The organism is Micromonospora sp. BL4 (genome assembly GCF_003667505.1).
Taxonomy (GTDB): Bacteria; Actinomycetota; Actinomycetes; order Mycobacteriales; family Micromonosporaceae; genus Micromonospora.
The window spans coordinates 1-25,491 of record NZ_RCVJ01000174.1 but is presented as its reverse complement, the minus strand read 5'-3'; the positions used below and the strand labels follow the sequence as shown (position 1 = coordinate 25,491).

The following is a 25,491-nucleotide window of genomic DNA, read 5'->3' as shown; positions in this document are numbered from 1 at the left end:
TGAGGAGGTGTCCCTCGTGGACGTCGACGCCGGACACGGCGCCGCCCTGGGGGGCGCCCTGCCGACCCAGTCGGGTGAGCTGCCGCTGGCCCGCCGGCTGCGGTCGTTGCTCACCTGGCCGACCACCGACTCCGACCCGGTCACCCAGCTGGTCCGGACCCATCGCGGCATCCACGCCGGCACCGACCCGGCGGTGCTGCGCCGGGCGTACACCATCGCGGAGAACATGCACCGCGGGCAGTTCCGCAAGAGCGGCGAGCCGTACATCACCCATCCCCTCGCGGTGGCGCAGATCTGCGCCGAGCTGGGAATGGACACCACCACCCTGGTGGCGGCGCTGCTGCACGACACGGTGGAGGACACCCGCTACACGCTCCAGGCGCTCTCGGAGGACTTCGGCGGCGAGGTGGCCCACCTGGTCGACGGGGTGACCAAGTTCGACAAGGCGTTCTACGGCAAGGCCGCCGAGGCGGAGACGATCCGCAAGATGATCGTCGCGGCCGCCAAGGACGTCCGGGTGCTGATCATCAAGCTGGCCGACCGGCTGCACAACATGCGCACCCTCGGTGTCCGCTCCGCGGCCTCGCGGGAACGGATCGCCCGCAAGACCCAGGAGGTGCTGGTCCCGCTCTGCGACCGGCTCGGCATCCAGACCCTCAAACGGGAGCTGGACGACGTGGTGCTGCTGCACCTGGAGCCCGACGAGCACGCCCGGCTGGCCCGGCACGTGCACGACCGGCCGGGCTGGGACGCGTACCTCGACGCGGTGGTCAACCGGGCCCGGGTGGCGCTGCGCCGCAGCCGGGTGGACGCCGAGGTGAGTCCCCGGCCGCGGCACCTCTACTCGATCTGGAAGGACACCATCGCCGGCGGCCACACCGCGCCGTACGACCTGCCGCGCATCGCGGTGGTGGTCGACGGCCCGCCCACCGACTGCTACGCCGCACTGGGTGCGATCCACGGCACCTGGCGTCCAATTCCCGGCCGTTTCAAGGACTTCATCGCCTCACCGAAGAACAACCTCTACCGCTCGCTGCACACGAGCGTCTGCGGCCCGCAGGACCGCACCGTCGAGGTGCTGATCCGCACCGAGGAGATGCACCGCTCGGCCGAGTACGGCATCGCCGCCGACTTCCGCTTCCCGCGCTCGGGAAGCAGCAGCGCGGCGGCCCGCGCCGAGCAGCTGGACTGGCTGCGCCGGGTCCTGGACTGGGAACCGGACGCCGCCGACCCGGCGCAGTTCCTCGAGTCGCTGCGCTGCGACCTCGCCGAGGGGCAGATCCAGGTCTTCGCCGACGGGCGGCAGGTCGTGCTGCCGGCCGGCGCCACCCCGGTCGACCTCGCCTACGAGCTGGGCAGCGAGCGGGGCGACCACTGCCTCGCCGCCCGGATCAACGGCCGGCTGGCGCCGCTGAGCTCGGAGCTGGACGAGGGCGACGTGGTGGAGATCTTCACCGAGAACGACGGGGACAACGGCTTCGAGGCCGGTGAGGCGCCGCGCGGGCCGCGTCGGGAGTGGCTCGACTTCGTCAAGTCGCCGCACGCGCAGATGCAGATCAACCGGTGGTTCGCCGAGCACACCGAGCCGGGCATCACGATCAGCGACAAGGTCCGACTCGGCCGGGCCACCATCGGGCTCGCCCTGCGCCAGCACAACCGCGGCCTCGCCAGTGACCTGCCGCTGCTGCGCCTCTCCGAGGAGCTGGGCTACCCCGACCTGGAGACCCTGCTGGTCGCGGTCTTCGACCGCGTGATCGAACCGGACACGGTGGTACGCCAGCTCATCGACCTGGTCGACCATCGACAGTGACCGGCCGGGCCCCAGCGCGTCCGAAGGACATTCGTGACCACTAGCCTGGGGTCATGATCCCCCGTTCCCGCGCCACCGGTCGGGCCATCTTCTACCAGGCCTTCTACCGGCTGCCGCTGCCGGTGCGCCGTCGCCTGGTCCGGCTGGCCGTGCCCAAGTACATCGTCGGCGCGGTCACCCTGGTCCGCGATGCCGAGGCGACGGGTGCGGGTCGGTTGCTGCTGCTGCGCCAGCCGCCCGGCAAGGGTTGGTCGCTCCCCGCCGGCCTGCTGGATCGGGGTGAGGCCCCGGTGGTGGGCGCGGCTCGCGAGCTGTTCGAGGAGTCCGGCATCCGGCTCCCCCCGTCCCGACTGCGTCCCGCGGTGCCGAACGCCGTCGTGCATGCCAAGGGTTGGGTGGATGTGGTCTTCGAGGCGGAGGTGCCGGCTTCCGACACCGAGCTGGTGGTCGACGGCGCGGAGGTCTTCGAGGCCGCCTGGCACCCGCTGGACGACCTGCCCAAGCTGACCTGGCCGACCGCCCGGCTGCTCGCCTACTACGACATCGGGCCGCTGGCCGGGCAGTTTCCGCCACCGGTGCCCGACACCACGCCGTGACCGGGGTGGCCGGCGCGCCGGCGACGGGCGACCGGGCGGGCGACCGACGCGCGGAGGTCTGCGCGGTGGTGCTGGCCGCCGGCGAGGGCACCCGGCTGCGCCCGCTCACCGAACGGGTACCCAAGGCGCTCTGCCCGGTGGGCAACGTGCCGCTGCTGGACCGGGCGCTGACCCGGCTGGCCGGGCTCGGCCTGGCCGGGCCCGAACGGGTCGCGGTGAACGCCTGCTACCTCGCCGACCAGGTGGTCACGCACGTCGGTGACCGCGCCCACCTGTCGGTGGAGCCCGGCGATCCGCTCGGCACCGCGGGCGGCGTGGCCAACCTGCGGGACTGGATCGACGGGCGGCCGGTGCTGGTCGGCAACGCCGACGCGTACCTGGCCGACGCCGGTGCTCCGCCGGGCCCGGACGTGGCCGCGCTGCTGGACGGCTGGGACGGGCACGGGGTACGCCTGCTCGGTCAGCCCGCCGCGGACCTGGCGGCGCCGGGCACCTTCGCCGGGCACTGTTTCACCGGCTTCTCGCTGCTGCCCTGGCGGCTGGTCCGCGACCTGCCGGTGGTCTTCTCCGACCTGGTGCGCGCGGTGTGGCGGCCGGCCGAGGCGGCCGGCGCGCTGGAGGTGGTGGCGTACCCGGGCACCTTCTACGACACCGGCACCCCGGCCGACTACCTGGCGGCCAACCTGCACGCCGCCGCCGGCGGCACCCTGATCGACCCGTCCGCCACGGTGACCGGTCGCTGCGTGGAGTCGGTGGTCGGCGCCGGTGCGCGGGTGGACGGCGACGTGCGGCGCACGGTGGTCTGGCCGGGCGCGACGGTGCGCGACGGCGAGCGGCTGCGCGACGCGATCCGCGCCGAGGACGGCCGGACCGTGCCGGCCACCGCGCGCGGCTGAGCCGGGACGCCTCCCGCCTCCGGGCCGGGCGGAAACATCTAGCATGGGCGACGACGCCGACGAACGGAGAAATGTCCCGTGATCACCGCGATCGTGCTGATCGACTGCGCCACCGATGCGATCCCCGAGGTGGCGGAGAACCTGGCCAACCTCCCCGGCGTCAGCGAGGTCTACTCGGTGGCCGGGCACGTCGACCTCATCGCCATTGTCCGGGTCCGCGAGTTCGACCAGATCGCCCAGGTCATCGCGGGCAGCATCTCCAAGGTGCCGGGTGTGCTGAACACCGAGTCGCACATCGCGTTCCGGGCGTACTCCCAGCACGACCTGGAGGAGGCGTTCGCGATCGGCCTGGCCAGCGCCGACTGACGCGCCGAACGGGTGCCGGGCGCACGGCGGCCGGCCCACCACGCGGGTGGACCGGCCGTCTGCTGTCGCTACGTCAGCTCTCGCTGGGAGCCGGCGACTCGGTGGTGCCGCCGCCCGGAGCCGGCGACTCGGTGCCACCGCCCGGAGCCGGCGACTCGGTGCCGGTGCCACCCGGAGCCGGCGACTCGGTGCCGGTGCCGCCCGGGCTGGGCGTACCGCTGGCGCTGGTCTGCGGAACCGGGATGCCCAGCTGGTTGGCGAGCTGGACCAGTTCGTCGTAGTGCGTCTGCAGAATCGGCAGAGCGGTCTGGGCCAACTGGACCACGGACTGCTCGGAGCCCTGCGAGATCTCCGTCTGGGTGGCCTGGATGGACTGGACGTGTCCGGCCAGTTCGCTGGTCACCCACAGCCGGTCGAACTCCGCGCCGCTGGCGTTGTTCAGCTGGTCGATGACGGCCTGCTGATCGGCGCTGGGCTCGTTCGGCAGCTCCACCCCGAGCTGGGATGCGGTCTGCTGCACCGTCTGGTCCAGCTGGGTGTGGTCGGTCTTCAACATCGCGCCCAGGTCCTTGACCCCCTGGTTCTGGCCCTTCTGCTGGGCCAGGTCACCGGCGGTGATTTCGAACAGGTTGACCTGGTGCACCGCCTGCAGATACTGGGTGTCCTGCGTTGACGGCTGTGCCGCGGCCTGCGCGGCCGCAGCCGGCGCGACGCCGACCAGTACCAGCGCGGCCAACAGGCCGAGGCGTTTGATACCCAACATGCTTCCCCCCCTTGAGACGTTGGACCGCACGGATACCCGGCTCACCGGGGTTATTCCTGCGATCGCCCGTCGCGCGGGGTCTACCGGTCGCGCCGTGGCCGTCCCACTCCTGGCCGGATGGGCGGTGGACGCGGATGCGACGTGGCGCCCGCCGGAATTCCGGCGGGCGCCACGTGACGGTGCGGTCGGGGGATCAGCGGCGGCTCTCGCCGCTGCCGATCTCCTCGCGCTCGGGCCGGGCCTCGACCGGCGGGTGTCCCGGCGAGACCGGCGCCTCGACCGGCTTCTCGATCGGGTAGAAGAAGCCCCGGACCGCCGGGCCGAGAGCCCCGAGCCGGTTCATCTTCTTGGGGACCACCCAGCCGACGTACTCCAGCTCGCCGTGGCCGTCCGCGTGCCCGTTCGCCGAGCTGAGCGGCTGGTGCACCTCGACGAACCGGCCGTCCGGAAGCCGCCGGATGATGCCGGTCTCCACGCCGTGCGCCAGCACCTCCCGGTCGTGCTGCTGCAGACCGAGGCAGAGCCGGTAGGTGATGTAGTACGCCAGCGGCGGGACCACCAGCAGGCCGATCCGGCCGGCCCAGGTCATCGCGTTCAAGCTGATCTGGAACTTGTCGGCGATGACGTCGTTGGCGCCGGACAGCGTCAGCACGACGTAGAACGACACCGCCATGGCGCCGACCGCGGTCCGGGCCGGAACGTCCCGGGGCCGCTGGAGCAGGTTGTGGCTCTTGCGGTCCTTGAGGTGCCGGGCCTCCAGGAACGGGTACATCGTCGACAGGCCCACCAGGATGCCGGGCAGCACGACCGTCGGCCAGAACAGCGGCGGGATGACGTACCCGTCGCCGATCGGAATGGGAATCTCCCAGGCCGGCATGAGTCGGGTCGAACCGTCGAGGAACATGACGTACCAGTCCGGCTGGCTGGCGGCCGAGACCACCCACGCCTCGTACGGGCCGAACAGCCAGATCGGGTTGATCTGGAACAGACCGCCCATCAGCGCGATGACGCCGAAGACGACCATGAAGAAGCCGCCCTGCTTGAGCGCGTACCGCGGGAACATCCGCTCGCCGACCACGTTGCCGTTGGTCCGGCCGGGGCCGGGCCACTGGGTGTGCTTCTGCTTGAAGACCAGGCCCAGGTGGACGCTGATCAGCGCGACGAGCAGACCCGGGATGAGCAGCACGTGGGCGATGAAGAACCGGCTGATGATGATCGTGCCGGGGAACTCGCCGCCGAAGATCGACGACGTGAGCCAGGAGCCGATCACCGGAATGGACAGCATGATCGCCGAGGCGATCCGCAGGCCGGTGCCGGACAGGCCGTCGTCCGGCAGCGAGTAGCCGGTGAAGCCGGCCAGGAAGCCGACCCAGAACAGCAGCGAGCCGATGATCCAGTTGGTCTCGCGCGGCTTGCGGAAGGCACCGGTGAAGAAGACCCGCAGCATGTGCACGACGATCGCGGCCATGAACAGCAGCGCCGACCAGTGGTGCATCTGCCGCATCACCAGGCCGCCGCGGACGTCGAACGAGATGTCCAGGCTGGAGGCGTACGCGGCGGACATCGGCGTGCCCTGCAACGGGGCGTAGCTGCCGTCGTAGACCACCTCGGTCATCGCCGGCTCGAAGAAGAAGGTCAGGAACACACCGGTCAACAGCAGGACGATGAACGAGAACAGCGCGATCTCGCCCAGCAGGAAGGACCAGTGGTCCGGGAAGACCTTGTTCAGCAGCCGGCGCAGCGGGGTGGCCACCTGGAAGCGGTCATCCACTCCCACCGCGGCCTTGCCCGGCGTCGCTGCCAGGTCAAACTTTCGACGCTTCATGGCCGCTCCCAGAAATCAGGCCCGACGGTCTCGGTGTAGTCGGACTTCGCCACGAAGAAGCCCTCGGAGTCCACCTCGATCGGCAGCTGCGGCAGCCGCCGGCTGGCGGGGCCGAAGACGGGCCGGGCGTTGTCGGTGATCAGGAACTGGGACTGGTGGCACGGGCAGAGCAGCCGGTTGGTCTGCTGCTCGAACAGGCTGGCCGGGCAACCGGCGTGCGTGCAGATCTTGGAGAACGCCGCGTAGTTGCCCCACATGTAGTCGCCGTGGCCGATTTTCTCGTTGGCCCGGCGCGAGTCCTGCGCGTCGGAGTCCCGCAGGTGGATCAGCAGCGTCGGCGAGTCGGCGTGCCGGTTGCTCACGCCGTGCTCGATGCCCGGGAAGACGGTCAGCTGGCCACCGCTGCTGATGTCCGCCGGACGTACCGGTCGGCCGTCCTCGCGCACCAGGCGGATCCGCTCGCCGCCCTCGGCCGGGGCGAAGCCGGTGGTGAACATCTGGTTGTTCTTGTGCGGCTGGGAGATCAGACCGCCGACCAGCGGCGCGGCGACGACCGCGGCGACCGGCGCGAGACCGGCCAGCAGCGAGATGCCGAGCAACGGGCGACGCTTCACACCCAGCTCGTCGGCCATGTAGAGCATGGTCTGACCGGTGATGGTGCGGCCGTCCGCGTCCACCGCGCCCTCGTGCCGGTCCTGGATCGAGACCTCCTTGGGCAGCAGCTTCTTGCCCCAGGTCAGGATGCCGAAACCGACGGCGAGCAGGGCCACGCCGAGGGTGGCGCCGAGCAGCGGAGTGTAGAACTTGTCACCGCCGCGGCCCGGCTCGTACTGCCACGGCCACCAGATGTAGATGGCCAGGAAGGCGGTCGCCGCCAGGCCGGTGATCAGGAAGAACCCGGCCACCACGCGGGTCAGGCGGCGCTCGGCCTTGGTGCCGGGCTGCACCTGCGGCTCGTAGTGGACGATCTCGATGTCGTCCCGGCGTGCGCCTTCGCGCACGATGTCGAACCGGGTCAGCCCGGGGGTGTTCACGTCGAGCGGCTCCCGGCCCTGCTGGGCCTGGTGCTCGGTGTGGGTGCTCATGCCGTCACCTCGCTACGGGTGGCGCCGAGCGGCACCACGGCACTGAATCGGATGCTCCGCTCGGTCACGACTTACCCGCAATCCACAGGCTAGCGAAGACGAGCGCCACGATGCCAACCAGGAAGATCGCCAGGCCCTCGGTGGACGGCCCGTACCGGCCGAGGTTGAACCCGCCCGGGTCCTGGTCGTGCTTCAGGGTCTCCTGGATGTACGCGATGATGTCGGCCTTCTGCTCCGGCCGGAGCTGGTTGTCACCGAACACCGGCATGTTCTGCGGGCCGCTCAGCATCGCCGCGTAGATCTGCCGGTCGGTCGCCGGGCGCAGGCTCGGGGCGAACTTGCCCGAGGAGAGCGCGCCGCCACCGCCGCCGAAGGCGTGGCACTGCGAGCAGTTGATCCGGAACAGCTCACCGCCGGAGGCGATGTTGCCGTCCTCACGGAGGTTGTCGCCCTCCGGAACGATCGGGCCGCCGCCGAGCTCCTGGATGTACTGGGCCAGCTGGCGGGTCTGCTCGTCGTTGAAGAGCGGGGGCTTGCGGTGCGCCTGGGCCTCCTGGCGGGCCAGCGGCATGCGGCCGCTGCTGACCTGGAACTCGACCGAGGCCGCTCCGACACCGATCAGGCTCGGTCCGCGGCCCTCGACGCCCTGGGCGTTGCGTCCGTGGCAGGTCACACAGCTCACGTCGAACAGCGCCTTGCCCTCAGCGGCGGCGCCGGTCAGCGGCGGGTTGTCCTGCGCCTGCGCGCCGGGGGCGAAGACGGTGTAGGCGCCGCCGGCGAGCATCAGCGCGGCGAACAGCCGGACCGCGGCGCCCAGCCGGCGGCGGCCCCTGCTGCGCGCGGCCGGCCGCTCGCGCAACCGCGCGAGCAGACCGCGTCGGCGGTCGTTGTCAGAAGTCATGAGCTGTGTCCTTAACCGGTTGGACCTTGTCTCAGGGGACGGAGCAGCGGCGCGGTTCGTGACGCGCCAAGATCACTGAAGCCAGTAGATCATGGCGTACAGCCCGATCCACACGACGTCGACGAAGTGCCAGTAGTACGACACGACGATCGCCGAGGTCGCCTGCGCCGGGGTGAACCGGCCCATGGTGGTACGGACCATGAAGATGATGAAGGCGACCAGACCGCCGGTCACGTGCAGGCCGTGGAAGCCGGTGGTCAGGTAGAACATCGAGCCGTAGCCGTCTTCGTTGATCTTGACGCCTTCGTGCACCAGCGTGCGGTACTCGTTCAGCTGGCCGAGCACGAAGATCAGGCCCATCACGAAGGTGATGGTGAACCAGCGCCGCAGCGCGTGCACGTCACCCTTCTCCGCCGCGAAGACACCGAGCTGGCACGTCACCGACGAGAGCACCAGGATCACGGTGAAGGTGGTCGCGTACGGGATGTTCAGGTGCTCGGTGTGCTTCTCCCACTGCTCCGGCGCAGCCGCGCGGATCGAGAAGTACATCGCGAACAGCGCCGCGAAGAACATGAGTTCGCTGGAGAGCCACACGATCGTCCCGACGCTGACCATGTTCGGTCGGGTCAGAGAGTGGATCCGGCTCTTGTCAATGGCTGGGGCCGCAGTCACGCCGTCATTATTGCCCCTGACCGGGGCCGGCGATCAGCGGGGTGGCAAACCTGCGCCTTCCGTGGCCCGAGCGTCCGGGTCCGCTTCGCCTGGCCTAGCCTGAAAAGCGTGCTGCACGTCGATCCGATCTTCACCGCCACCTCGGCCGTCCCGGCCGAGGTGCTCGCGGCCACTCCGGCGACCCCGCCCCCGTTCACCGTCGGCGCGGTGCTGACCGAGACCCGGCTGGACAGCTGGCTGGCCGTCGGCCTGGTGCTCGCCGCCGGCCTCTACCTCTACGGGGTGCACCGGCTGCGCATCCGCGGCGACCGCTGGCCCATCTCCCGTACCGTCTTCTTCCTGGGCCCCGGCCTGGGCGGCATCGCGCTGGTCACGGTCAGCGGGCTGCACGCGTACGACACCGCGCTCCTGTCGGTGCACATGGTCCAGCACATGGTGCTGTCGATGGTGGCGCCGATCTTCCTGGCGCTCGGCGCGCCCATGACGCTGGCCCTGCGGACCCTGCCGGTCCGGGCGCGCAAGCGCCTGCTGGCGATCGTGCACAGCCGCGTCGCCCGGGTCTACAGCTTCCCGCTGGTGGCGTTCGCCATCTTCGTGGTCAACCCGTTCGCGCTGTACTTCAGTGACCTGTACCGCTTCACCCTGGAGCACGCCTGGGCGCACGAGCTGGTGCACGCGCACTTCATCATGACCGGCTGCGTGTTCTTCTGGCCACTGCTCGGCCTCGACCCGCTGCCGGGCCGCTGGCCGTACCCGGCGCGGGCGCTGCTGATGCTGCTCTCCGTGCCGTTCCACACCGTGCTCGGGCTCACCATCATGCAGAGCAGCACGCTCTTCGGCGGCGACTGGTACCCGTCGCTCAACCTGAGCTGGTCCGACCCGTGGAACGACCAGGTCGTCGCCGGCGGCATCCTGTGGGCCGGCGGCGAGTTCGTCAGCGTGACGATGCTCGCGGTGCTGGTGGTGCAGTGGATCAAGCAGTCCGAGCGGGAGGCCCGCCGGGTCGACCGCGAGCTGGACCGCCAGGAGGCCCGCGAACGCGCCGCCGGCACCCCGGCCTGAGCTGCGCGGACGGTACGCCGGACCGCCGGCGACGGGCGGGATGTCGACTACGTCACGTGGACCGGTACGATCGGCGGGCAGCTACGAGGTGGGAGCCAGTCCAGCCATGAGCGATCGTCAGTGCACCGTCCTGCTCTACAGCGACGACCCGCAGGTCCGTGACCGGATGCGGCTGGCCGTCGGCACCCGGCCCGCGCCCGGGCTGCAGATCGAGTTCGTCGACGCGTCGACCTACGCCGAGACCGTCCGGCTGGTCGACGACTACGAGATCGACCTGCTGCTGCTCGACGGCGAGGCCAGCCCGGGCGGCGGCATCGGCATCGCCCGGCAGATCAAGGACGACCGGGAAGACGCTCCCCCGACCTGTGTGGTGATCGCTCGCGCCGCCGACCGATGGCTCGCCGCGTACGCCGAGGTCGACGCGACGCTGGTGCACCCGCTCGACCCGGTGACCACCGGCAGCACGGTGGCCGAGCTGCTGCGGACGCACGCACCCGCCTGACGTCCCCCCGCTCCGGCACCGCCTCGGCGCCGGACTGGCCGGCGCCGATTCCAGCCCACCCGCACTTCGCACGCTCGGGAGGCCCGCCATGGGCGATCGGACCTGGCCGCACCTGCTCAACGCGCTGCTGCGCGGCGACGAGCTCTCCACCGCCGACACCGCCTGGGCGATGGGCGAGATCATGGCCGGCTCGGCGGGCGCCGCGCAGGTCGCCGGCTTCGCCGTGGCGCTCCGGGCCAAGGGCGAGACGTCGGCCGAGCTGGCGGGGCTGGTGGAGACGATGCTCAGTCGGGCCGTCCCGGTCGAGCTCCCCGACGAGCTGCGCTCCACGGCGCTGGACGTGGTGGGCACCGGGGGTGACCTCGCGCACACGGTCAACATCTCCACCATGGCCGCGCTGGTGGTGGCCGGCGCCGGTGTCCGGGTGGTCAAGCACGGCAACCGGGCCGCGTCGTCCTCCTGCGGCACGGCCGACCTGCTGGAGTTCCTCGGCGTCCCGCTCGACCTCGACCCGGACGCGATCGTGCGCTGTGTCACCGAGGCCGGCATCGGGTTCTGCTTCGCCGCCCGGTTCCACCCGGGCATGCGGCACACCGGCCCGATCCGGCGGGAGCTGGGCGTGCCCACCGTCTTCAACTTCCTCGGCCCGCTGACCAACCCCGCCCGGCCGCGCGCCGGCGCCGTCGGCTGCTTCGACTCCCGCATGGCCCCGGTGATGGCCGGCGTGTTCGCCGCCCGCGGCGACTCGGTGCTGGTGATGCGCGGCGAGGACGGGCTGGACGAGTTCACCACCGCCGCGCCGACGCGGGTCTGGGCGGCCCAGGGCGGCACCGTACGCGAGGCCGTGCTGGACGCGACGGACCTCGGGGTACCCCGGTCCACCCTCGCGGACCTGCGCGGTGGTGACGCCGCGTACAACGCCGGCGTGGCCCGCCGCCTGCTGACCGGTGAGACCGGCCCGGTCCGGGACGCGGTGCTGGTCAACGCGGCGGCGGCACTGGCCACCCAGGGTCCGCTGGACGGCGACCTGACCGAGGCGCTGCGCGCCGGCCTGGACCGCGCCGCCGAGTCGATCGACTCCGGCGCGGCGGCCGCCACCCTCGACCGCTGGATCGAGACCGCCACCACCGCCTGACCCGCTGCGCCCTGCACCCGCTGCGCCCTGCACCCGCAGCGCCCTGCACCCGCAGCGCCCCGCACCCGCTGTGCCCTGCACCCGCTGCGCCCCGCCCGCTCCGCCCGCTCGCGCGTGCCCGGGAGCGACGGTGCGCGGGGAATTGTCGGACCCGGGTGGGAAACTACAGGCGAGTAGTTCTCCGCTCCCGTTGTGCGTTGCTGTCGCGTCGGGGGCGGGCCGCCCGGAGTGAGAGGAGACGCCCCGTGTCAGACCGCGAGCTCTACTGCGCCGTCTGCGAGGGCGTGGCGCCGTTCGAGGTGCCGCCCTGTGTCGACGGCCACGGCACCGACTGTCCCGAGCTGATCTGCACCGGCTGTGGCGCCGCCGTGGTCATCGCCACCTTCACCAGCCCCGTCACCCGGCTGGCCGACCGCCGACACCGCCAGCCCACCCGCCACGCCGCCTGACGACCCGGCCACCCGACCCCGCCGGGCCACGCCGCCGCTCGATCAACTCGGTGTCGCCGATGGTGCGGTATCCCGCCGCGCTGACACCCCCACACCGGCGAGGTGGGTCGATCACCTGTCAGTGGCCCGGGCACGACGAAGGCCCGCTCCCCCTGAAGGGAAACGGGCCTTCGTGCTGCCATGACCTGGCCGCGACGGCGACCGGGGTGGGTCAGTGCTCGGCGGTGCGCCGGGTGCCGCTGTAGTACTCGAACAGCAGCCCGCAGGCGGCGAAGACGACCGCCACCATACCGAGGCCGACCAGCCAGAGCTGCCAGAACACCAGGCCCATGCCGGCGATCGCGGCGGCCAGTGCCAGCCCGAACGGCCAGTAGCTGCCGGGGCTGAAGAAGCCGACCTCACCGGCGCCGTCGGCGATCTCGGCGTCCGGCCGGTCCTCGGGGCGCAGGTCGATACGGCGGGAGACGAACCAGAAGAAGCCGCCGCACATCGTGCAGAGCAGGAAGGACAGCAGCAGTGCCACCGTGCCCACCCACTCGACGCCGCCGGACTCACCGGCCGTCCAGGCGCCGTAGAGGATCGTGGCGCCGAGCAGGAACGTGGCGATGATCAGGAAGATACGCCATTCGGTCTTCATGCCGCCGCCTCAGCTTCCCGCGCCAGCCGGAGCGTTGTCCGGGTTGAAGTTGCTCTGCGTCCGCCTGGTCTCGAACGGCACCGTGGTCTCCGCGTACGGCTTCTCACCGATGGCGGTGAGCGCGTCCTGGGTGGACTTGCCGCTCTGCTTGGCAGCCAGGAACTGGTCGTACTTCTCCGGCGAGACCACGCGCAGCTCGAAGTTCATGAACGCGTGGTAGCTGCCGCACAGCTCGGCGCAGCGGCCGACGTAGGCACCCTCGGTCTCCAGGCTGGAGACCTCGAACACGTTGCGGATCTTGCCGGGCATGACGTCCCGCTTGAACAGCAGCTCCGGCACCCAGAAGGAGTGGATGACGTCGCGGCTGGTCTCCTCGAACCGGATCGACCGGTTGGTCGGCAGCACGAGCACCGGGATGACCTCGCTGGTGCCGAGCGTCGACGCGGTGGTGCGGGCGTCGACGCCCTGCCCGTCGCGGTAGTTGAACTGCCAGTTCCACTTGAAGGCGACGACCTCGACCGTGACGTCGGGGTTCTTCGACAGCTTGTCCACGTCGGTCTGCACGATCGCCGTGTAGTAGAAGAGCACGGAGACGATCAGAATCGGCGCGATGGTGTACAGGAACTCCATCGGCAGGTTGTAGCGGGTCTGCACCGGCAGGGCGTTGCCACGCTTGCGGTAACGCACGACGCACCAGAAGATCAGACCCCACACGAAAACGCCGACCGCGAGGGCGGCGATGCAGGAGGCGATCCACAGGTCGTACATCCGCCGGGACTCGGCCGAGATACCGCCCTGCGGCCAGCCGAAGCCGTCGAACGCCTGGCCTACGTCACAGCCCGTGAGCAGGACCAGCAGCGCCACGCCACCGAGACCGAGCCCGGCCAGCCGACCAGCACCGCGCCGCCGGCGTCCGCCGATCCCTGGGGAAGCGCTGTGCCGTACGGCCGACGGCCGTACCTCCGAACTCCTTGCGACCACCTGGTCCTGCCTCCCTAGCGCGCCGCGGTGCGTCTTTCCTCAGCACCGACGGCAAAGGCGTCACCGACGGTCGCAGATTACTCGACCATGACGGACTCGACCGTGGTGGGGTCACTGTCCGCCCCCCATCGGGGGGATACTAGGCATACCGCCGCGATAGCCTATTGATCTGTGAGCGCGAGGAGCGAGCCGGGGTTGCGAGCCCCGCAGTCGCGAACAAAGGCGGCACCGTGAGCGCGAGGAGCGAGCCGGGGTTGCGAGCCCCGCAGTCGCGAACAGAAGGTGGCACCGTGAACGCATCCCCGGTCTACCTGGACGCGGCGACCGCCGCGCCGACGCATCCGGTCGCCCGGCAGGCGCTGCTGGCGGCCCTCGACGACGGCTGGGCGGACCCGGGCAAGCTCTACGGCCAGGCCCGGCGGGCCCGGCAACTGCTCGACGCCGCCCGCGAGGCCACCGCGCAGACGCTCGGCGTCCGCGCCGACGAGCTGTCCTTCACCTCCAGCGGTACGACGGCCGCGCACGGCGCGGTGCTCGGTGGCCTGGCCGGACGGCGCCGGGTCGGGCCGACGCTGGTGCATTCGGCGATCGAGCATTCCGCGGTGCTGCACGCCGCCGAGCGGCACGTCGCGGCGGGCGGCGTCGCCGACCCGGTGCCGGTCGACCGGCTGGGCCGGCTGGACCTGAGCGCCTGGTCGGACGCGGTCCGGGCTCCCGGGGTCGCGCTGGCCGCGCTGATCAGCGCCAGTCACGAGGTGGGCACGGTGCAACCGGTCGCCGAGGCGGCCGCCGCCTGCGCCGGCGCCGGGGTGCCGCTGTACGTCGACGCGGCGCAGTCGGTCGGCCGGGTGCCGCTGCCGGCGGGCTGGTCGGTGCTCACGGCCAGCGCGCACAAGTGGGGTGGCCCGTCCGGGGTGGGGCTGCTGGCGGTCCGCAAGGGCACCCGCTGGGAGTCGCCGTGGCCGGCCGACGATCGGGAGGGTGGGCGTACCCCCGGCTCGGTGAACCTGCCCGCGGTGGTGGCGGCGGCGGCGAGCCTGCGCGCGGCGGCCGCCGACGCGGCGGCCGAGGAGACCCGGTTGGCGCCGCTGGTGGACCGGATCCGGGCGCGGGTCGCGGCGGAGGTGCCCGACGTGGAGGTGGTCGGCGATCCGGTGCTCCGGCTTCCCCACCTGGTCACCTTCTCCTGCCTGTACGTCGACGGCGAGGCGCTGCTGCACGCGCTGGACCGGCGCGGCTTCGCGGTGTCGTCCGGCTCGTCCTGCACCTCGTCCACGTTGCGCCCGTCGCACGTGCTGGAGGCGATGGGGGTGCTCTCACACGGCAACGTCCGCGTCAGCCTGCACCGGGAGACGACCGAGGCGGACGTCGAGCGGTTCCTCGCCGAGTTGCCCGGGATCGTCGCCGGGCTGCGCGCCGAGGCCGGGGTGGTGGGGCTGTGACGATGCCGGACGAGGTGCTCGACTGCCGTGGTCAGCGCTGCCCGCTGCCGGTGATCGCGGCGGCCCGACGGATGCCCGAGGTGCCGGTCGGCACGGTGGTGCGGGTCCTCGCCGACGATCCGGCCGCGGCGGTCGACATCCCCGCCTGGTGCCGAATGCGCGGCCAGGAGTTCGTGGCCGCCATAACCGGCCCGGACGGCCCCGCCTACGACATCCGCCGCGCCCACTGACGTGGTGCTCCGTGCCGGCGAAGCCGAGCACGCGGTGGCGCCGCTTCCACCCTGCTCTTGATCGTTGGCGGCTCAGCGGTCTTCGTCACGGCGTGTCGTGCTGCTGAGCGTCCAACGATCACGAAGCGCGGGGCAGGCGGGGCGGAGTGGTGGGGGCCTTGAGGATCTGCAGTGCGGAGGCATGCAGGTCCGTGTCACGGGCGAAGAGCGCCGGGCCGGGCGTGGGCCGCGGCTGGCCGTCGAGGCCGCTGAAGCAGCCGCCAGCCTCCTCGACGATCAGTGACGTTGCCGCGTAGTCCCAGACCTGCCCGCGCACCTGAACGGTGAGATCCAGTTCCCCACGGGCGACGAGTAGCGCGGCGTGGATGCTCCACGGGGCGGTCGCGGCCACCGCACTCAGCGGTGCGATCAGGTCACGTTCGGCCGGAGAGAGCTCCGCGTCGGTGGGAATGACACCGAGCCGGCTCCCCGCCAGGCCGTTGCGATCCGGACGGGAGGCGGAGATTCGCCGGCCGCCGGTCAGGCCTGCGCCGGAAATCTCCGCCTCGAAGGCGCCGCAGCCTCGCTGCGCCCACCACACCTTCCGCTGAGCGGGAACGACGGCCACCCCGACAACGATCTCGCCCGCCTCCTCGAGCGCGACGAGGACCAACCACCGGTCATCACCGTCGACGAAGAGCGCGGTGCCGTCGATCGGGTCGACGATCCAGCGGCGGCTGCCTCCGCCGGTCTGTCCGGCTTCCTCGCCGAGAACGGCGTCGTCTGGTCGGGCGTCGCCCAACACCTGCCGGATGGCGGCCTCAACCGCACGGTCGGCCTCGGTAACGACACTGCCGTCCGACTTGAGCTCCCGGGGCAGCTCAGCGAGGGCCGCGAAGTGGCGGAGGCCGACCGTAGCGCCGGCGAGCGCAGCGCGGCGAGCGAGCAGGAGGTCACTCACGGGAGGAGGTGCGGGCGGATCTCGTCGGCGGCGGTGTCGCCGTAGGACTCGGCGAGGCGCTTGACGAACAGGTCGCGGCGGACGTCGTACTCCTGGGTGCCGACGGTCTCCAGGACCAGCGTGGCCAGCAGCGAGCCGACCTGGGCGGCCCGCTCCAGACCGAGCCCCCAGGAGAGCGCGGTGAAGAAGCCGGCCCGGAAGCCGTCGCCCACGCCGGTGGGGTCAACCGCCCGGATCTCCCGCGCGATCGGCACGTGGATCGGGTCCATGCCGCGCCCGGCGATCTCCACGCCGTGCTTGCCCAGCGTGGTGACCCGCACCTTGACCAGCTCCAGGAGCTGGTCGTCGCTCAGCTGCGCCTTGCTCTGCAGCAGCGACTTCTCGTAGTCGTTGGTCATCAGGTACTCGGCGCCCTCGATCAGCGCCACCACGTCCTCGCCGGGCATGCGGGCGAGCTGCTGGGAGGGGTCGGCGGCGAACGCGTACCCGCGGGTGCGGCACTCGGCGGAGTGGCGCAGCATGGCCTCCGGGTCGTTGGCGCTGACCAGCACCAAATCGAGCCCGCCGAGCCGGTCGGCGACCGGGGAGAGTTCGATGTTGCGCGCCTCACTCATCGCGCCGGCGTAGAAGGACGCGATCTGGCACATGTCGGTGTCGGTGGTGCAGACGAAGCGGGCGGTGTGCGCCACCTCGCTGGTGTGCACCGAGTCGCAGTCCACGCCGTGCCGCTCCAGCCACGAGCGGTAGTCGGCGAAGTCGGCGCCCACCGCGCCGAGCAGCACCGGGCGCAGCCCGAGCTGGCCCATGCCGAAGGCGATGTTCGCCGCCACCCCGCCCCGGCGGAGCACCAGGTCGTCCACCAGGAAGGAGAGGGAAACCTTGTGCAGCTGATCGGCGATCAGCTGGTCGGCGAAGCGACCGGGGAAGCTCATCAGGTGATCGGTGGCGATCGAGCCGGTCACGGCGATCTTCATGTCAACCCTCGGGGTCGGGAGCAGGGCGCGGTCAGACTACCGGCCCGGCCAACCGGTGGTGTCCGGTCGGTCGGACAACGGCAACCGGCCGGCAACCTGGCCGGTCAGGGCCGCCTCGCGGACCACTTTCACCCCACACGACGACGGGGCCGTCCCGCAGGACGGCCCCGTCGCGATGGTGCGTGGTGGTGCGAGTTGCGACTCAGTTGAACGAGTCGCCGCAGGCGCAGGAGTTGCCCGCGTTGGGGTTGTCGATGGTGAAGCCCTGGGCGTCGATCCGGTCAGCGAAGTCGATCGTCGCACCGGAAAGGTACGGAGCGCTCATGCGGTCGACGACGACCTCGACACCACCGAAATCGGTGACGACGTCACCGTCGAGCGAACGCTCGTCGAAGAAGAGCTGGTACCGCAGGCCGGAGCAGCCACCCGGCTGCACCGCGACGCGGAGCCGCAGGTCGTCGCGGCCCTCCTGCTCGATCAGAGCCTTGACCTTCTGCGCCGCGACGTCGGTGAGGACGACGGAAGTAGGGGCCTTGGCCTCGGTCGACTCGGTCTGCGCTGGCGTGGTCACGTGGAAGTCTCCCTGCGCGGTATGGGTCCGGACGCACTGGCCAACGCCGCGCGCCGTCCAGTGATTCCCGGTGTGGTCCTTTTCCGATCGTACGCCGCCGCGGCCGGGCTCACCCGCGTGGCGTGACCCCCGACGCAGGTCGGCCCCGGTCGTGGCCGCGGAAGGCCCACCGGCCGAGCGCTCAGCGGCTCCACTGCCGGGCCAGCCGGGCGCCCAGCTCGCGCAGCCCGTCCGCCGGTCGGCTGAGCGCGGCGGCGAGCCCGCCGCCCTCCTCCCCGCCGAAGTGCTCGACCAGGCTGTACGCGTCGGTCACCCCCGCCGCGGCGGCCTCCCGCCGGCCGGTGCTCACCTGGCCGGCCACCACCACGCAGGGGACCCCGCGGTCGCGCGCGGCCCCGGCCACCCCGGCGACCACCTTGCCGCGCAGCGACTGGTGGTCGAAGGACCCCTCCCCAGTGATCACCAGGTCGGCGTTGTCCAGCGCGGCGTCCAGCCCGGTGGCCCGGGTGACCAGGCCGATGCCCGACTCGCAGCCGCCACCCAGGGCGAGGATGGCCGCGCCGATGCCGCCGGCGGCCCCGCCGCCGGGCAGCGTGCCGAGCCCCGCCGGGCAGCCGGGCAGATCCCGCTCCAGCACCGCCGCGAAGTGCTCCAGCGCGGCGTCGAGCAGCAGCACGTCGGCCCGGTCGGCGCCCTTCTGCGGGCCGAACACGTTGCTCGCGCCGTGCAGGCCGAGCAGCGGGTTGTCCACGTCGGTGGCGGCGACCAGCCGGACCCCGCGCAACCGGGGCACGCCGTCCAGCGCGACGGCCGCGGCCAGCGCGGCCCCGCCGTACCCGAGCGCGGCGCCGGCGGCGTCGAGCGGGGTCACACCCAGCGCCGCCAGCATTCCGGCGCCCGCGTCGTTGGTGCCCGAGCCACCCAGCCCGATGACCACCGTCCGGGCCCCGCTCTCCACCGCGGCGGCCACCAGCAGGCCCAGCCCGTACGAGGTGGTGGTCTTCGGGTCACGTTCGGCGGTGGCGAGCAGGTGCAGCCCGCACGCCTGGGCGCTCTCCAGGTACGCCGTCGCGCCGTCGGCGGTGAGCAGGATCTCACCGGCCGCCGGCCGGCCCAGCGGGTCGACGGTGCGCACCGGCACCCGCCGGCCGCCGAGGGCCTCGGCGAGCACCTCCACGAAGCCCGGCCCACCGTCGGCGAGTGGCCGGATCAGCAGGTCGTCGCCCTCGGCGACGGTGCGCCAACCGGCGGCCACCGCGGCGGCCACCTCCGGTGCGGGCAGGGTGCCGGCGAACTTGTCCGGGCAGAGCAGCACTCGCATGCCCAGCAGTGTGGCAGCCCACACCGACGGAAGCCGCGCCGCGCTCGCGCTGTGGGACCATGGGTCACGTGACTTCGACCTGGGTGGAACCCTCCAACACGGCGACGGCTCTGCTGCTGCTCGGCCGGGGCAGCGACCCCGACACCGAGCGCGGCGTCGAGTGTCCGGGCGACCTTCCGGCGCCCAGCGATCCGGATCTGGTGGCCCGCGCGGCGGCGGCGAAGGCCAAGCTGGGCAGCAAGGTCTTCGTGCTGGGGCACCACTACCAGCGCGACGAGGTGATCCAGTTCGCGGACGTGACCGGCGACTCGTTCAAGCTCGCCCGGGAGGCCGCGGCCCGCCCGGACGCGGAGTACATCCTCTTCTGCGGCGTGCACTTCATGGCCGAGAGCGCCGACATCCTCACCTCCGACGCCCAGCGGGTGATCCTGCCCGACCTGGCGGCCGGGTGCTCGATGGCCGACATGGCCGTGCTGGGTCAGGTCGAGGCCGCCTGGGACACGCTGACCGAGCTGGGCATCGCCGGCGAGACGGTGCCGGTGACGTACATGAACTCCTCGGCCGACATCAAGGGTTTCGTCGGCCGCAACGGTGGCGTGGTCTGCACCTCCTCCAACGCCAGGCGCGCCCTGGACTGGGCGTTCGAGCAGGGGTCGAAGGTGCTCTTCCTGCCCGACCAGCACCTGGGCCGCAACACGGCGGTGCTGGAGATGGGCCTGTCGCTGGACGAGTGTGTGCTGTACGACCCGCACAAGCCGGGCGGCGGGCTCACCCCGGAGCAGCTGCGGGACGCCAAGATGATCCTCTGGCGCGGGCACTGCTCGGTGCACGGCCGGTTCACCCTGGACAGCGTCAACGACGTGCGCGAGCGGGTGCCCGGGGTCAACGTGCTGGTCCACCCGGAGTGCCGGCACGAGGTGGTCACAGCCGCCGATTACGTGGGCTCGACGGAGTACATCATCAAGACCATCGAGGCGGCCCCGGCCGGCTCGGCGTGGGCGCTCGGCACCGAGCTGAACCTGGTCCGCCGGCTGGCGCTGGCGCACCCGGACAAGCAGGTCATGTTCCTGGACAAGGCGGTCTGCTACTGCTCGACGATGAACCGGATCGATCTGCCGCACCTGGTCTGGGCGCTCGAAGAGCTGGTCGCCGGCCGGGTGGTCAACCAGATCACGGTGGACGCCGACACCGCGCACCACGCCCGGGTGGCGCTGGATCAGATGCTCGCCCTGCCCGGCGCGGACACCCCGCCGCCGGCCACGGCCTGATCACGATCTGTAGCGCCCTTGGTACGCAAAAGTGCCGGATCACCGATTAATGCCACACACGCCGATGTGACCGAGTCCTTTTTCGTCACCGAGGGCTATGCTGCCGGAGCGACGACGCAAGCGGGCCGTTTCGATATGGCCGCATCCGGGGTAGCGAAGGGGTTCACGCTCCCCACCATCAACACGGCAGCACCGACGCGCTGGAGGTTGCGTTGACCGACGACGTCCTGGTCGTGCACGGAGGCACTCCGCTTGAAGGGCGGATCCGAGTGCGCGGCGCGAAGAACCTGGTTTCGAAGGCGATGGTCGCCGCGCTGCTCGGCGACAGCCCCAGCCGGCTGTTCGACGTGCCGAAGATCCGCGACGTCGAGGTGGTCCGGGGTCTGCTCGGTCTGCACGGCGTCAAGGTCACCGACGGCACCGAGGACGGCGAGCTCGTCTTCGACCCCGCCAACGTGGAGAGCGCCAGCACCGACCAGATCAACGTGCACGCCGGCTCCAGCCGGATCCCGATCCTGTTCTGCGGCCCGCTGCTGCACCGGCTCGGGCACGCGTTCATCCCGGACCTGGGCGGCTGCCACATCGGCCCCCGCCCGATCGACTTCCACCTTCAGGCGCTGCGGGAGTTCGGCGCCACGGTCGACAAGCGCCCCGAGGGTCTGCACCTGTCCGCGCCGAACGGCCTGCACGGGACCAAGTTCGCCCTGCCGTACCCGAGCGTCGGCGCCACCGAGCAGGTGCTGCTGACCGCGGTGATGGCCGAGGGTGTCACCGAGCTGCGCAACGCCGCGGTGGAGCCGGAGATCATCGACCTGATCTGCATCCTGCAGAAGATGGGCGCGATCATCAAGGTGCACACCGACCGGGTGATCGAGATCCAGGGCGTGCCGAAGCTGCACGGCTACACCCACCGGCCGATCCCGGACCGGATCGAGGCGGCGAGCTGGGCCGCCGCCGCGCTGGCCACCCGTGGCCACGTCGAGGTGCTCGGCGCGCAGCAGGCCGACATGATGACCTTCCTGAACATCTTCCGCTCGGTCGGCGGCGAGTACGAGGTCACCGACGCCCGCGCGCCGAAGCTGGGCGACCCGGGCCAGGAGGGTGGCATCCGGTTCTGGCACCCGGGCGGCGAGCTGAACGCCGTGGCGCTGGAGACCGACGTGCACCCGGGCTTCATGACCGACTGGCAGCAGCCGCTGGTCGTGGCTCTGACCCAGGCCCGCGGGCTGTCGATCGTCCACGAGACGGTCTACGAGCAGCGGCTGGGCTACACCGAGGCGCTGAACTCGATGGGCGCCAACATCCAGGTCTACCGGGACTGCCTCGGCGGCACCCCGTGCCGCTTCGGCCGGCGCAACTTCAAGCACTCGGCGGTGATCGCCGGGCCGAGCAAGCTGCACGCCGCCGACCTGGTCATCCCGGACCTGCGGGCCGGTTTCAGCCACCTGATCGCGGCGCTCGCCGCCGAGGGCACCTCCCGGGTGTACGGCGTCGACCTGATCAACCGGGGCTACGAGGACTTCGAGGCGAAGCTCGCCGACCTGGGCGCGCACGCCGAGCGTCCGTAACCTCGGTCAGCCCTTCGTTCGCTACCACGGCTCCAGGTCACGCTGCGACCTGGAGCCGTCGGTTCGGCGCACCGCGATGTGCACCGTGCGCGGGCCGTTGGCTACCCTTGCCGCGTGCCGTCGCTCTTTCGCCGCAAGTCCACCGACCTCGTCGACGAGGCCGCCTCCTCCGTGACGCCCGAGGAGACCGCCGAGCGGGCCCGGGGCTACACCCCGGCCAAGGGTCGGGAGACGCCCAAGCGGCCGACCGTCGGCCGCCGCCCGGCCGGCCCCACCCGCCCCCTCACGAAGGTGGAGGAGCGGGAGCGTCGCCGCCAGCTGCGCGCCGAGGCCGCGTCGGAGTTCCGCCGCGAGGGTGGCCCCCGCGACCGCGGCCCGGAGCGGCTGCTGGCCCGCAACGTTGTCGACTCCCGGCGTACGGTCGGCACCTGGTTCTTCGGCGGCGCGCTGATCGTGCTGATCGGGTCGAACGCGGCGATGCCGCCGGTGGTCCGGCTGATCTCCAACCTGCTCTGGGGCGCGCTGGCGCTGGGTGTGGTCGTCGACTCGGTGCTGATCTGCCGCAAGATCGGCAAGCTGGTCCGGCAGCGCTTCCCGAAGACCGACCAGCGGATGGGCTCGCTCTACCTGTACGCGGTCATGCGGTCGATCACCTTCCGGCGGATGCGCGCCCCGGCTCCCCAGGTCAAGCTCGGCGACAAGGTCTGATCCCGGCTCTCACCACGCCGGGCAGGCGCAGCACCGCCGTCGCGCCCGCCGCACCGGGAACAAGCTCGTCGCGAAGCCTCCGGGCGTCGGTTGTTCGTTGTACCGTACGCATGGTTCACCATGCTGAACACGGCATCGGTGTACGTCGCAACGAACGTTGATCCGATGGAGCGAACGCATGTCTCCCGAGCCGGCCGCCCCGCTCGCCACCATCGCCGCCGCCCTGCGCCGCGAGCGGGAGCGGGTCGGCATCTCGCTGACCGAACTCGCCCGGCGGGCGGGCGTCGCCAAGTCCACCCTCTCCCAACTGGAGTCGGGGACCGGAAACCCGAGCGTGGAGACGCTGTGGGCGCTGGGCGTGGCGCTCGGCGTGCCCTTCAGCCGCCTGGTGGAGCCCCCGGATGACGGCGTACGGGTGATCCGCGCCGGAGAGGGGCCACAGGTCCGCTCCGAGCAGGCCGACTTCGCCGGGACGCTGCTCAGCGCCGGACCGGCCCACCTGCGACGGGACATCTACCTGATCGAGCTGGAGCCGGGCGCGATCCGGGCCGCGAACGGGCACACCCCCCGCAGCGTCGAGCACGTGGTGGTCGCCGCCGGCCGGCTGCGGGTGGGGCCCGAGTCCGGGCCGGTCGACCTCGGCCCCGGCGACTACGCGACGTTCCCCGGCGACGCCCCGCACCGCTACGAGGCGCTGGTCCCCGGCACCTTCGCCGTGCTCGTCATGGAACACCCCTGACCCGCACGCCCGGAGTGTGGGGTATCGTCGGAAGCCAGATTCGGTTATCGACCCAAATGTCCGAAACCATAGGATAACGTTTGCGCCCGTGGGCAGTGCCACAGTGGCGGTGAGCGAGCCCACGCCGTTACCCTCCATCCGCAGCCACGCCCTGCCGAAATGGGCGACCCGACCGGCACGCGAGGCCCAGCGCGACAATCTGCAACGAGGTGACAACGCCGTGAGCGAGCGGACGCGAGCCGGCCACCGGAGCGTGGCAGGCGGCGACCGGACGCCCGGCGGTCACCGGGGCGCGAACGCGGACCGCCACCCTCTTGAGCTGATCGGCCACCTGGCCGGGTGCGGCGACGGGCTCGGCGGATGAACGGGCGCTACACCGACCGGTGGCGGGACCCGAACGAGCCGTCCTGGGTGGTCGAACCGACCAGCGAGTGGCAGCCCCAGTTCCCCGGCCAGCGCTATCCCGGCGACATCGGCATGTCCCACCAGCCGCCCCCGCCGCCGCGCGGCCGGGCAACCGTGGTCGGCCGCACCGAGGTGCCGCCGCTCGCGCCCACCCGCCCGGACGGCACCTACCTCGGCCGGTCCTGGGCCGACGAGGAGCCCGCCGAGGCGGCCCCCTACGGCCGGTCCTGGGCCGACGAGGAGCCGGCCGGGGCGCCGGTCCACGGCGGATCCCGGGGCGACGAACGCCCGTTCGAGACGTCCGCCTACGGCCGGCCCGACGACGACGCCCGCCCGTACGACCATGAGCCGTACCGCCGGCCGCTGCCCGAGCCGCCCCGGCGCGAAGAACGCCGTTCCCCGGAGTCGGACCGGCGGACCGCCTGGTCCGACCGACGTCCGAGCGACGAGCGGGCGCCGGCCCGTGAGGCAGCCTGGCACCGGGACCAGCCCGCCGAGCGGTACGACACCCGCCGGCCCCGACACGATCCCGCCGACCGGGAGCGGGGGCACCCGAGCGCGCCACCGGTGTCCCCCGCGCCCCGGTCCGACAACGGCTGGGTGCCGGAGCCGGAGGAGGCACCGCGCCGGCGGAGCGCACCGGAGCGTCCAACCGCCGGATACGACCGGCACCCCGGCGACGGGTACGCGGCGCGACCCGGCAGGGGCCACGAGGGCCGCCCGGCCGACAACCGGGCCGCCGGCGGGGCCGGCCAGTGGGCACCCGCGGAGGGCCGCTCGCGGTACCCGGTCGACGGGTACCCGGATCGGGTCGCCGACGACACCCGTCGCCCCGACCGGATGACCGACGCACGGCACCCGGACCGGGTTGCCGACACCCGCCGCCCCGACCGGTCGGCCGACGACGCCCGCCACCCGGAGCGGGTCGTCGACGACGCGCGCCCGGCGGCACGGGCCCGTGTCGACGCCGGCGGCGCGCCCCCGGAGCGGCGGTACCGCCCGGACGAGGCGGTCGGCGCACCGCGGACACCGGACGGTGGACGACGGCAGCGGCCCGAACCGGAGCTGCCGGGACAGCCCCACCGGGACGACGAGCGACGCCGGCCAACCGACCCGCACTGGCAGCAGCCCCACGAGGCTGCGGCCCGCGCCGACACGTACCCCGACCGGCGGCCCCGCGAGGAGGCCCGGCCGGAGGCGTACCGCGAGGAGCCGTACCGCGAGACTCGGCCGCAGCCCGGGCAACGCCCGGACGGCGGCCTGCCCTGGCCACCGCCGGGTCCGGTGCGTCCGGACCGGACGCGGGAGCCGGGCCGCCAGGGCGAGGCGCACCGGACCGCCGACCCGCACCGACCCGTCACCGAGCCGGGCGTTCCGTCGCGGCCGGCCACCCGGCCCGAACGGCCACCGGCCGCGCCGTCCCGGTACGACGAACGACCGGCACGTCCCGCCGCGACGGCTCCGCAGGCCCCGGCCACCTCCGGCCGGGCCACCCCGGTACCGCCGGCACCCGTCTCCCCGGCCACGCCGGACGCCGGCCGCCCGGCGCCGGTCCCACCCGTCGCTCCGGAACGACCGGTGTCACCGACATCCGTCTCCCCCGCCACGCCCGCCCGGGAACGGCCGATCCCGGCCGCCCCGACCT

25 protein-coding genes and 1 pseudogene are annotated in these 25,491 nt (G+C 72.3%); 15 read left to right on the top strand and 11 right to left on the bottom strand.

Features of this window, described 5'->3' with window-relative positions:
• Nucleotides 1-16 precede the first annotated feature (16 nt).
• The 4 genes from EAD89_RS23785 (at nt 17) to EAD89_RS23770 (ending at nt 3,668) form a co-directional block, all read left to right on the top strand.
• Nucleotides 17-1,810, top strand: a complete 1,794-nt coding sequence (locus tag EAD89_RS23785; protein ID WP_121677267.1) for a bifunctional (p)ppGpp synthetase/guanosine-3',5'-bis(diphosphate) 3'-pyrophosphohydrolase — start codon at nt 17-19, stop codon at nt 1,808-1,810.
• A gap of 53 nt (nt 1,811-1,863) precedes the next feature.
• Nucleotides 1,864-2,406, top strand: coding sequence for an NUDIX hydrolase (locus tag EAD89_RS23780; protein ID WP_121677266.1), 543 nt, complete (start codon nt 1,864-1,866; stop codon nt 2,404-2,406).
• Nucleotides 2,403-3,302 carry a sugar phosphate nucleotidyltransferase gene (locus EAD89_RS23775; RefSeq protein WP_233579029.1) on the top strand — a complete coding sequence of 300 codons (900 nt, stop codon included), beginning with the start codon at nt 2,403-2,405 and terminating at the stop codon, nt 3,300-3,302. The genes EAD89_RS23780 and EAD89_RS23775 overlap by 4 nt, the downstream gene beginning before the upstream one ends.
• Before the next feature lie 78 nt (nt 3,303-3,380).
• Nucleotides 3,381-3,668, top strand: coding sequence for an Lrp/AsnC family transcriptional regulator (locus EAD89_RS23770; RefSeq protein WP_074313163.1), 288 nt, complete (start codon nt 3,381-3,383; stop codon nt 3,666-3,668).
• Between the two features lie 73 nt (nt 3,669-3,741).
• On the opposite strand, the gene EAD89_RS23765 is transcribed toward EAD89_RS23770, so the two are convergent.
• The 5 genes from EAD89_RS23765 to EAD89_RS23745 form a co-directional block, all read right to left on the bottom strand.
• Nucleotides 3,742-4,431: a DUF4142 domain-containing protein gene (locus EAD89_RS23765; RefSeq protein ID WP_121655041.1), complete on the bottom strand. Its 690-nt coding sequence runs from the start codon at nt 4,429-4,431 to the stop codon at nt 3,742-3,744.
• 193 nt (nt 4,432-4,624) lie between these two features.
• A complete protein-coding gene (locus tag EAD89_RS23760) occupies nt 4,625-6,256 on the bottom strand; it encodes a ubiquinol-cytochrome c reductase cytochrome b subunit (RefSeq protein ID WP_121655042.1) in 1,632 nt (543 codons plus the stop codon).
• A complete protein-coding gene (locus EAD89_RS23755) occupies nt 6,253-7,341 on the bottom strand; it encodes a ubiquinol-cytochrome c reductase iron-sulfur subunit (protein ID WP_121655043.1) in 1,089 nt (362 codons plus the stop codon). The genes EAD89_RS23760 and EAD89_RS23755 overlap by 4 nt, the downstream gene beginning before the upstream one ends.
• 64 nt (nt 7,342-7,405) lie before the next feature.
• Nucleotides 7,406-8,242 (bottom strand): cytochrome c, encoded by an 837-nt coding sequence (locus EAD89_RS23750; protein WP_121655044.1) that lies wholly within the window; start codon nt 8,240-8,242, stop codon nt 7,406-7,408.
• A 72-nt stretch (nt 8,243-8,314) separates the two neighbouring features.
• Complete coding sequence (locus EAD89_RS23745) at nt 8,315-8,914, bottom strand: heme-copper oxidase subunit III (protein ID WP_121655045.1); 600 nt, start codon at nt 8,912-8,914, stop codon at nt 8,315-8,317.
• A gap of 108 nt (nt 8,915-9,022) precedes the next feature.
• On the opposite strand from EAD89_RS23745, the gene EAD89_RS23740 reads away from it, so the two are divergent.
• The 4 genes from EAD89_RS23740 to EAD89_RS23725 all read left to right on the top strand — a co-directional run bounded on the left by EAD89_RS23740 (nt 9,023) and on the right by EAD89_RS23725 (nt 12,062).
• Nucleotides 9,023-9,976 (top strand): cytochrome c oxidase assembly protein, encoded by a 954-nt coding sequence (locus tag EAD89_RS23740; protein WP_121677265.1) that lies wholly within the window; start codon nt 9,023-9,025, stop codon nt 9,974-9,976.
• Nucleotides 9,977-10,082: 106 nt separating this feature from the next.
• Nucleotides 10,083-10,478: a hypothetical protein gene (locus tag EAD89_RS23735; protein WP_121677264.1), complete on the top strand. Its 396-nt coding sequence runs from the start codon at nt 10,083-10,085 to the stop codon at nt 10,476-10,478.
• A gap of 88 nt (nt 10,479-10,566) precedes the next feature.
• The gene (gene trpD, locus EAD89_RS23730) at nt 10,567-11,613 is read left to right on the top strand and encodes an anthranilate phosphoribosyltransferase (protein WP_121677263.1); all 1,047 of its coding nucleotides are present in this window, start codon (nt 10,567-10,569) and stop codon (nt 11,611-11,613) included.
• Between the two features lie 245 nt (nt 11,614-11,858).
• Nucleotides 11,859-12,062: a hypothetical protein gene (locus tag EAD89_RS23725; protein ID WP_121677262.1), complete on the top strand. Its 204-nt coding sequence runs from the start codon at nt 11,859-11,861 to the stop codon at nt 12,060-12,062.
• A gap of 211 nt (nt 12,063-12,273) precedes the next feature.
• On the opposite strand, the gene EAD89_RS23720 is transcribed toward EAD89_RS23725, so the two are convergent.
• Together EAD89_RS23720 and coxB are read right to left on the bottom strand one after the other, a co-directional pair.
• Nucleotides 12,274-12,699 carry a cytochrome c oxidase subunit 4 gene (locus tag EAD89_RS23720; RefSeq protein WP_121655050.1) on the bottom strand — a complete coding sequence of 142 codons (426 nt, stop codon included), beginning with the start codon at nt 12,697-12,699 and terminating at the stop codon, nt 12,274-12,276.
• 9 nt (nt 12,700-12,708) lie between these two features.
• Nucleotides 12,709-13,680 (bottom strand): cytochrome c oxidase subunit II, encoded by a 972-nt coding sequence (gene coxB, locus EAD89_RS23715; RefSeq protein ID WP_121655051.1) that lies wholly within the window; start codon nt 13,678-13,680, stop codon nt 12,709-12,711.
• 290 nt (nt 13,681-13,970) lie between these two features.
• Here coxB and EAD89_RS23710 point away from each other — a divergent pair, with 290 nt between their 5' ends.
• Nucleotides 13,971-15,122: a cysteine desulfurase family protein gene (locus EAD89_RS23710; protein WP_121677261.1), complete on the top strand. Its 1,152-nt coding sequence runs from the start codon at nt 13,971-13,973 to the stop codon at nt 15,120-15,122.
• Entirely contained in the window at nt 15,119-15,352 is a 234-nt protein-coding gene (locus EAD89_RS23705) for a sulfurtransferase TusA family protein (protein WP_109820182.1), read from the top strand. Before EAD89_RS23710 ends, EAD89_RS23705 begins: the two co-directional genes overlap by 4 nt.
• Nucleotides 15,353-15,470: 118 nt before the next feature.
• On the opposite strand, the gene EAD89_RS23700 is transcribed toward EAD89_RS23705, so the two are convergent.
• The 4 genes from EAD89_RS23700 to EAD89_RS23685 all read right to left on the bottom strand — a co-directional run bounded on the left by EAD89_RS23700 (nt 15,471) and on the right by EAD89_RS23685 (nt 19,158).
• Nucleotides 15,471-16,292, bottom strand: a complete 822-nt coding sequence (locus EAD89_RS23700) for an inositol monophosphatase (RefSeq protein ID WP_121677260.1) — start codon at nt 16,290-16,292, stop codon at nt 15,471-15,473.
• On the bottom strand, nt 16,289-17,266 hold the full coding sequence (locus EAD89_RS23695; protein ID WP_121655054.1) for a carbohydrate kinase family protein: 978 nt from the start codon (nt 17,264-17,266) through the stop codon (nt 16,289-16,291). Before EAD89_RS23695 ends, EAD89_RS23700 begins: the two co-directional genes overlap by 4 nt.
• A gap of 202 nt (nt 17,267-17,468) precedes the next feature.
• Entirely contained in the window at nt 17,469-17,837 is a 369-nt protein-coding gene (erpA, locus tag EAD89_RS23690; RefSeq protein WP_074313193.1) for an iron-sulfur cluster insertion protein ErpA, read from the bottom strand.
• Between the two features lie 181 nt (nt 17,838-18,018).
• The gene (locus EAD89_RS23685) at nt 18,019-19,158 is read right to left on the bottom strand and encodes a glycerate kinase (protein WP_121655060.1); all 1,140 of its coding nucleotides are present in this window, start codon (nt 19,156-19,158) and stop codon (nt 18,019-18,021) included.
• Between the two features lie 68 nt (nt 19,159-19,226).
• On the opposite strand from EAD89_RS23685, the gene nadA reads away from it, so the two are divergent.
• The 5 genes and pseudogenes from nadA to EAD89_RS23660 form a co-directional block, all read left to right on the top strand.
• Nucleotides 19,227-20,426, top strand: a complete 1,200-nt coding sequence (nadA, locus tag EAD89_RS23680; protein ID WP_121655059.1) for a quinolinate synthase NadA — start codon at nt 19,227-19,229, stop codon at nt 20,424-20,426.
• 212 nt (nt 20,427-20,638) lie between these two features.
• On the top strand, nt 20,639-21,994 hold the full coding sequence (gene murA / locus EAD89_RS23675) for a UDP-N-acetylglucosamine 1-carboxyvinyltransferase (RefSeq protein ID WP_030337972.1): 1,356 nt from the start codon (nt 20,639-20,641) through the stop codon (nt 21,992-21,994).
• Nucleotides 21,995-22,108: 114 nt separating this feature from the next.
• Complete coding sequence (locus tag EAD89_RS23670; RefSeq protein WP_121677259.1) at nt 22,109-22,702, top strand: DUF3043 domain-containing protein; 594 nt, start codon at nt 22,109-22,111, stop codon at nt 22,700-22,702.
• Nucleotides 22,703-22,880: 178 nt separating this feature from the next.
• Nucleotides 22,881-23,441, top strand: coding sequence for a helix-turn-helix domain-containing protein (locus EAD89_RS23665; protein WP_121655056.1), 561 nt, complete (start codon nt 22,881-22,883; stop codon nt 23,439-23,441).
• Nucleotides 23,442-23,801: 360 nt separating this feature from the next.
• Nucleotides 23,802-25,491, top strand: a pseudogene (locus EAD89_RS23660) (hypothetical protein); the annotation flags it as partial.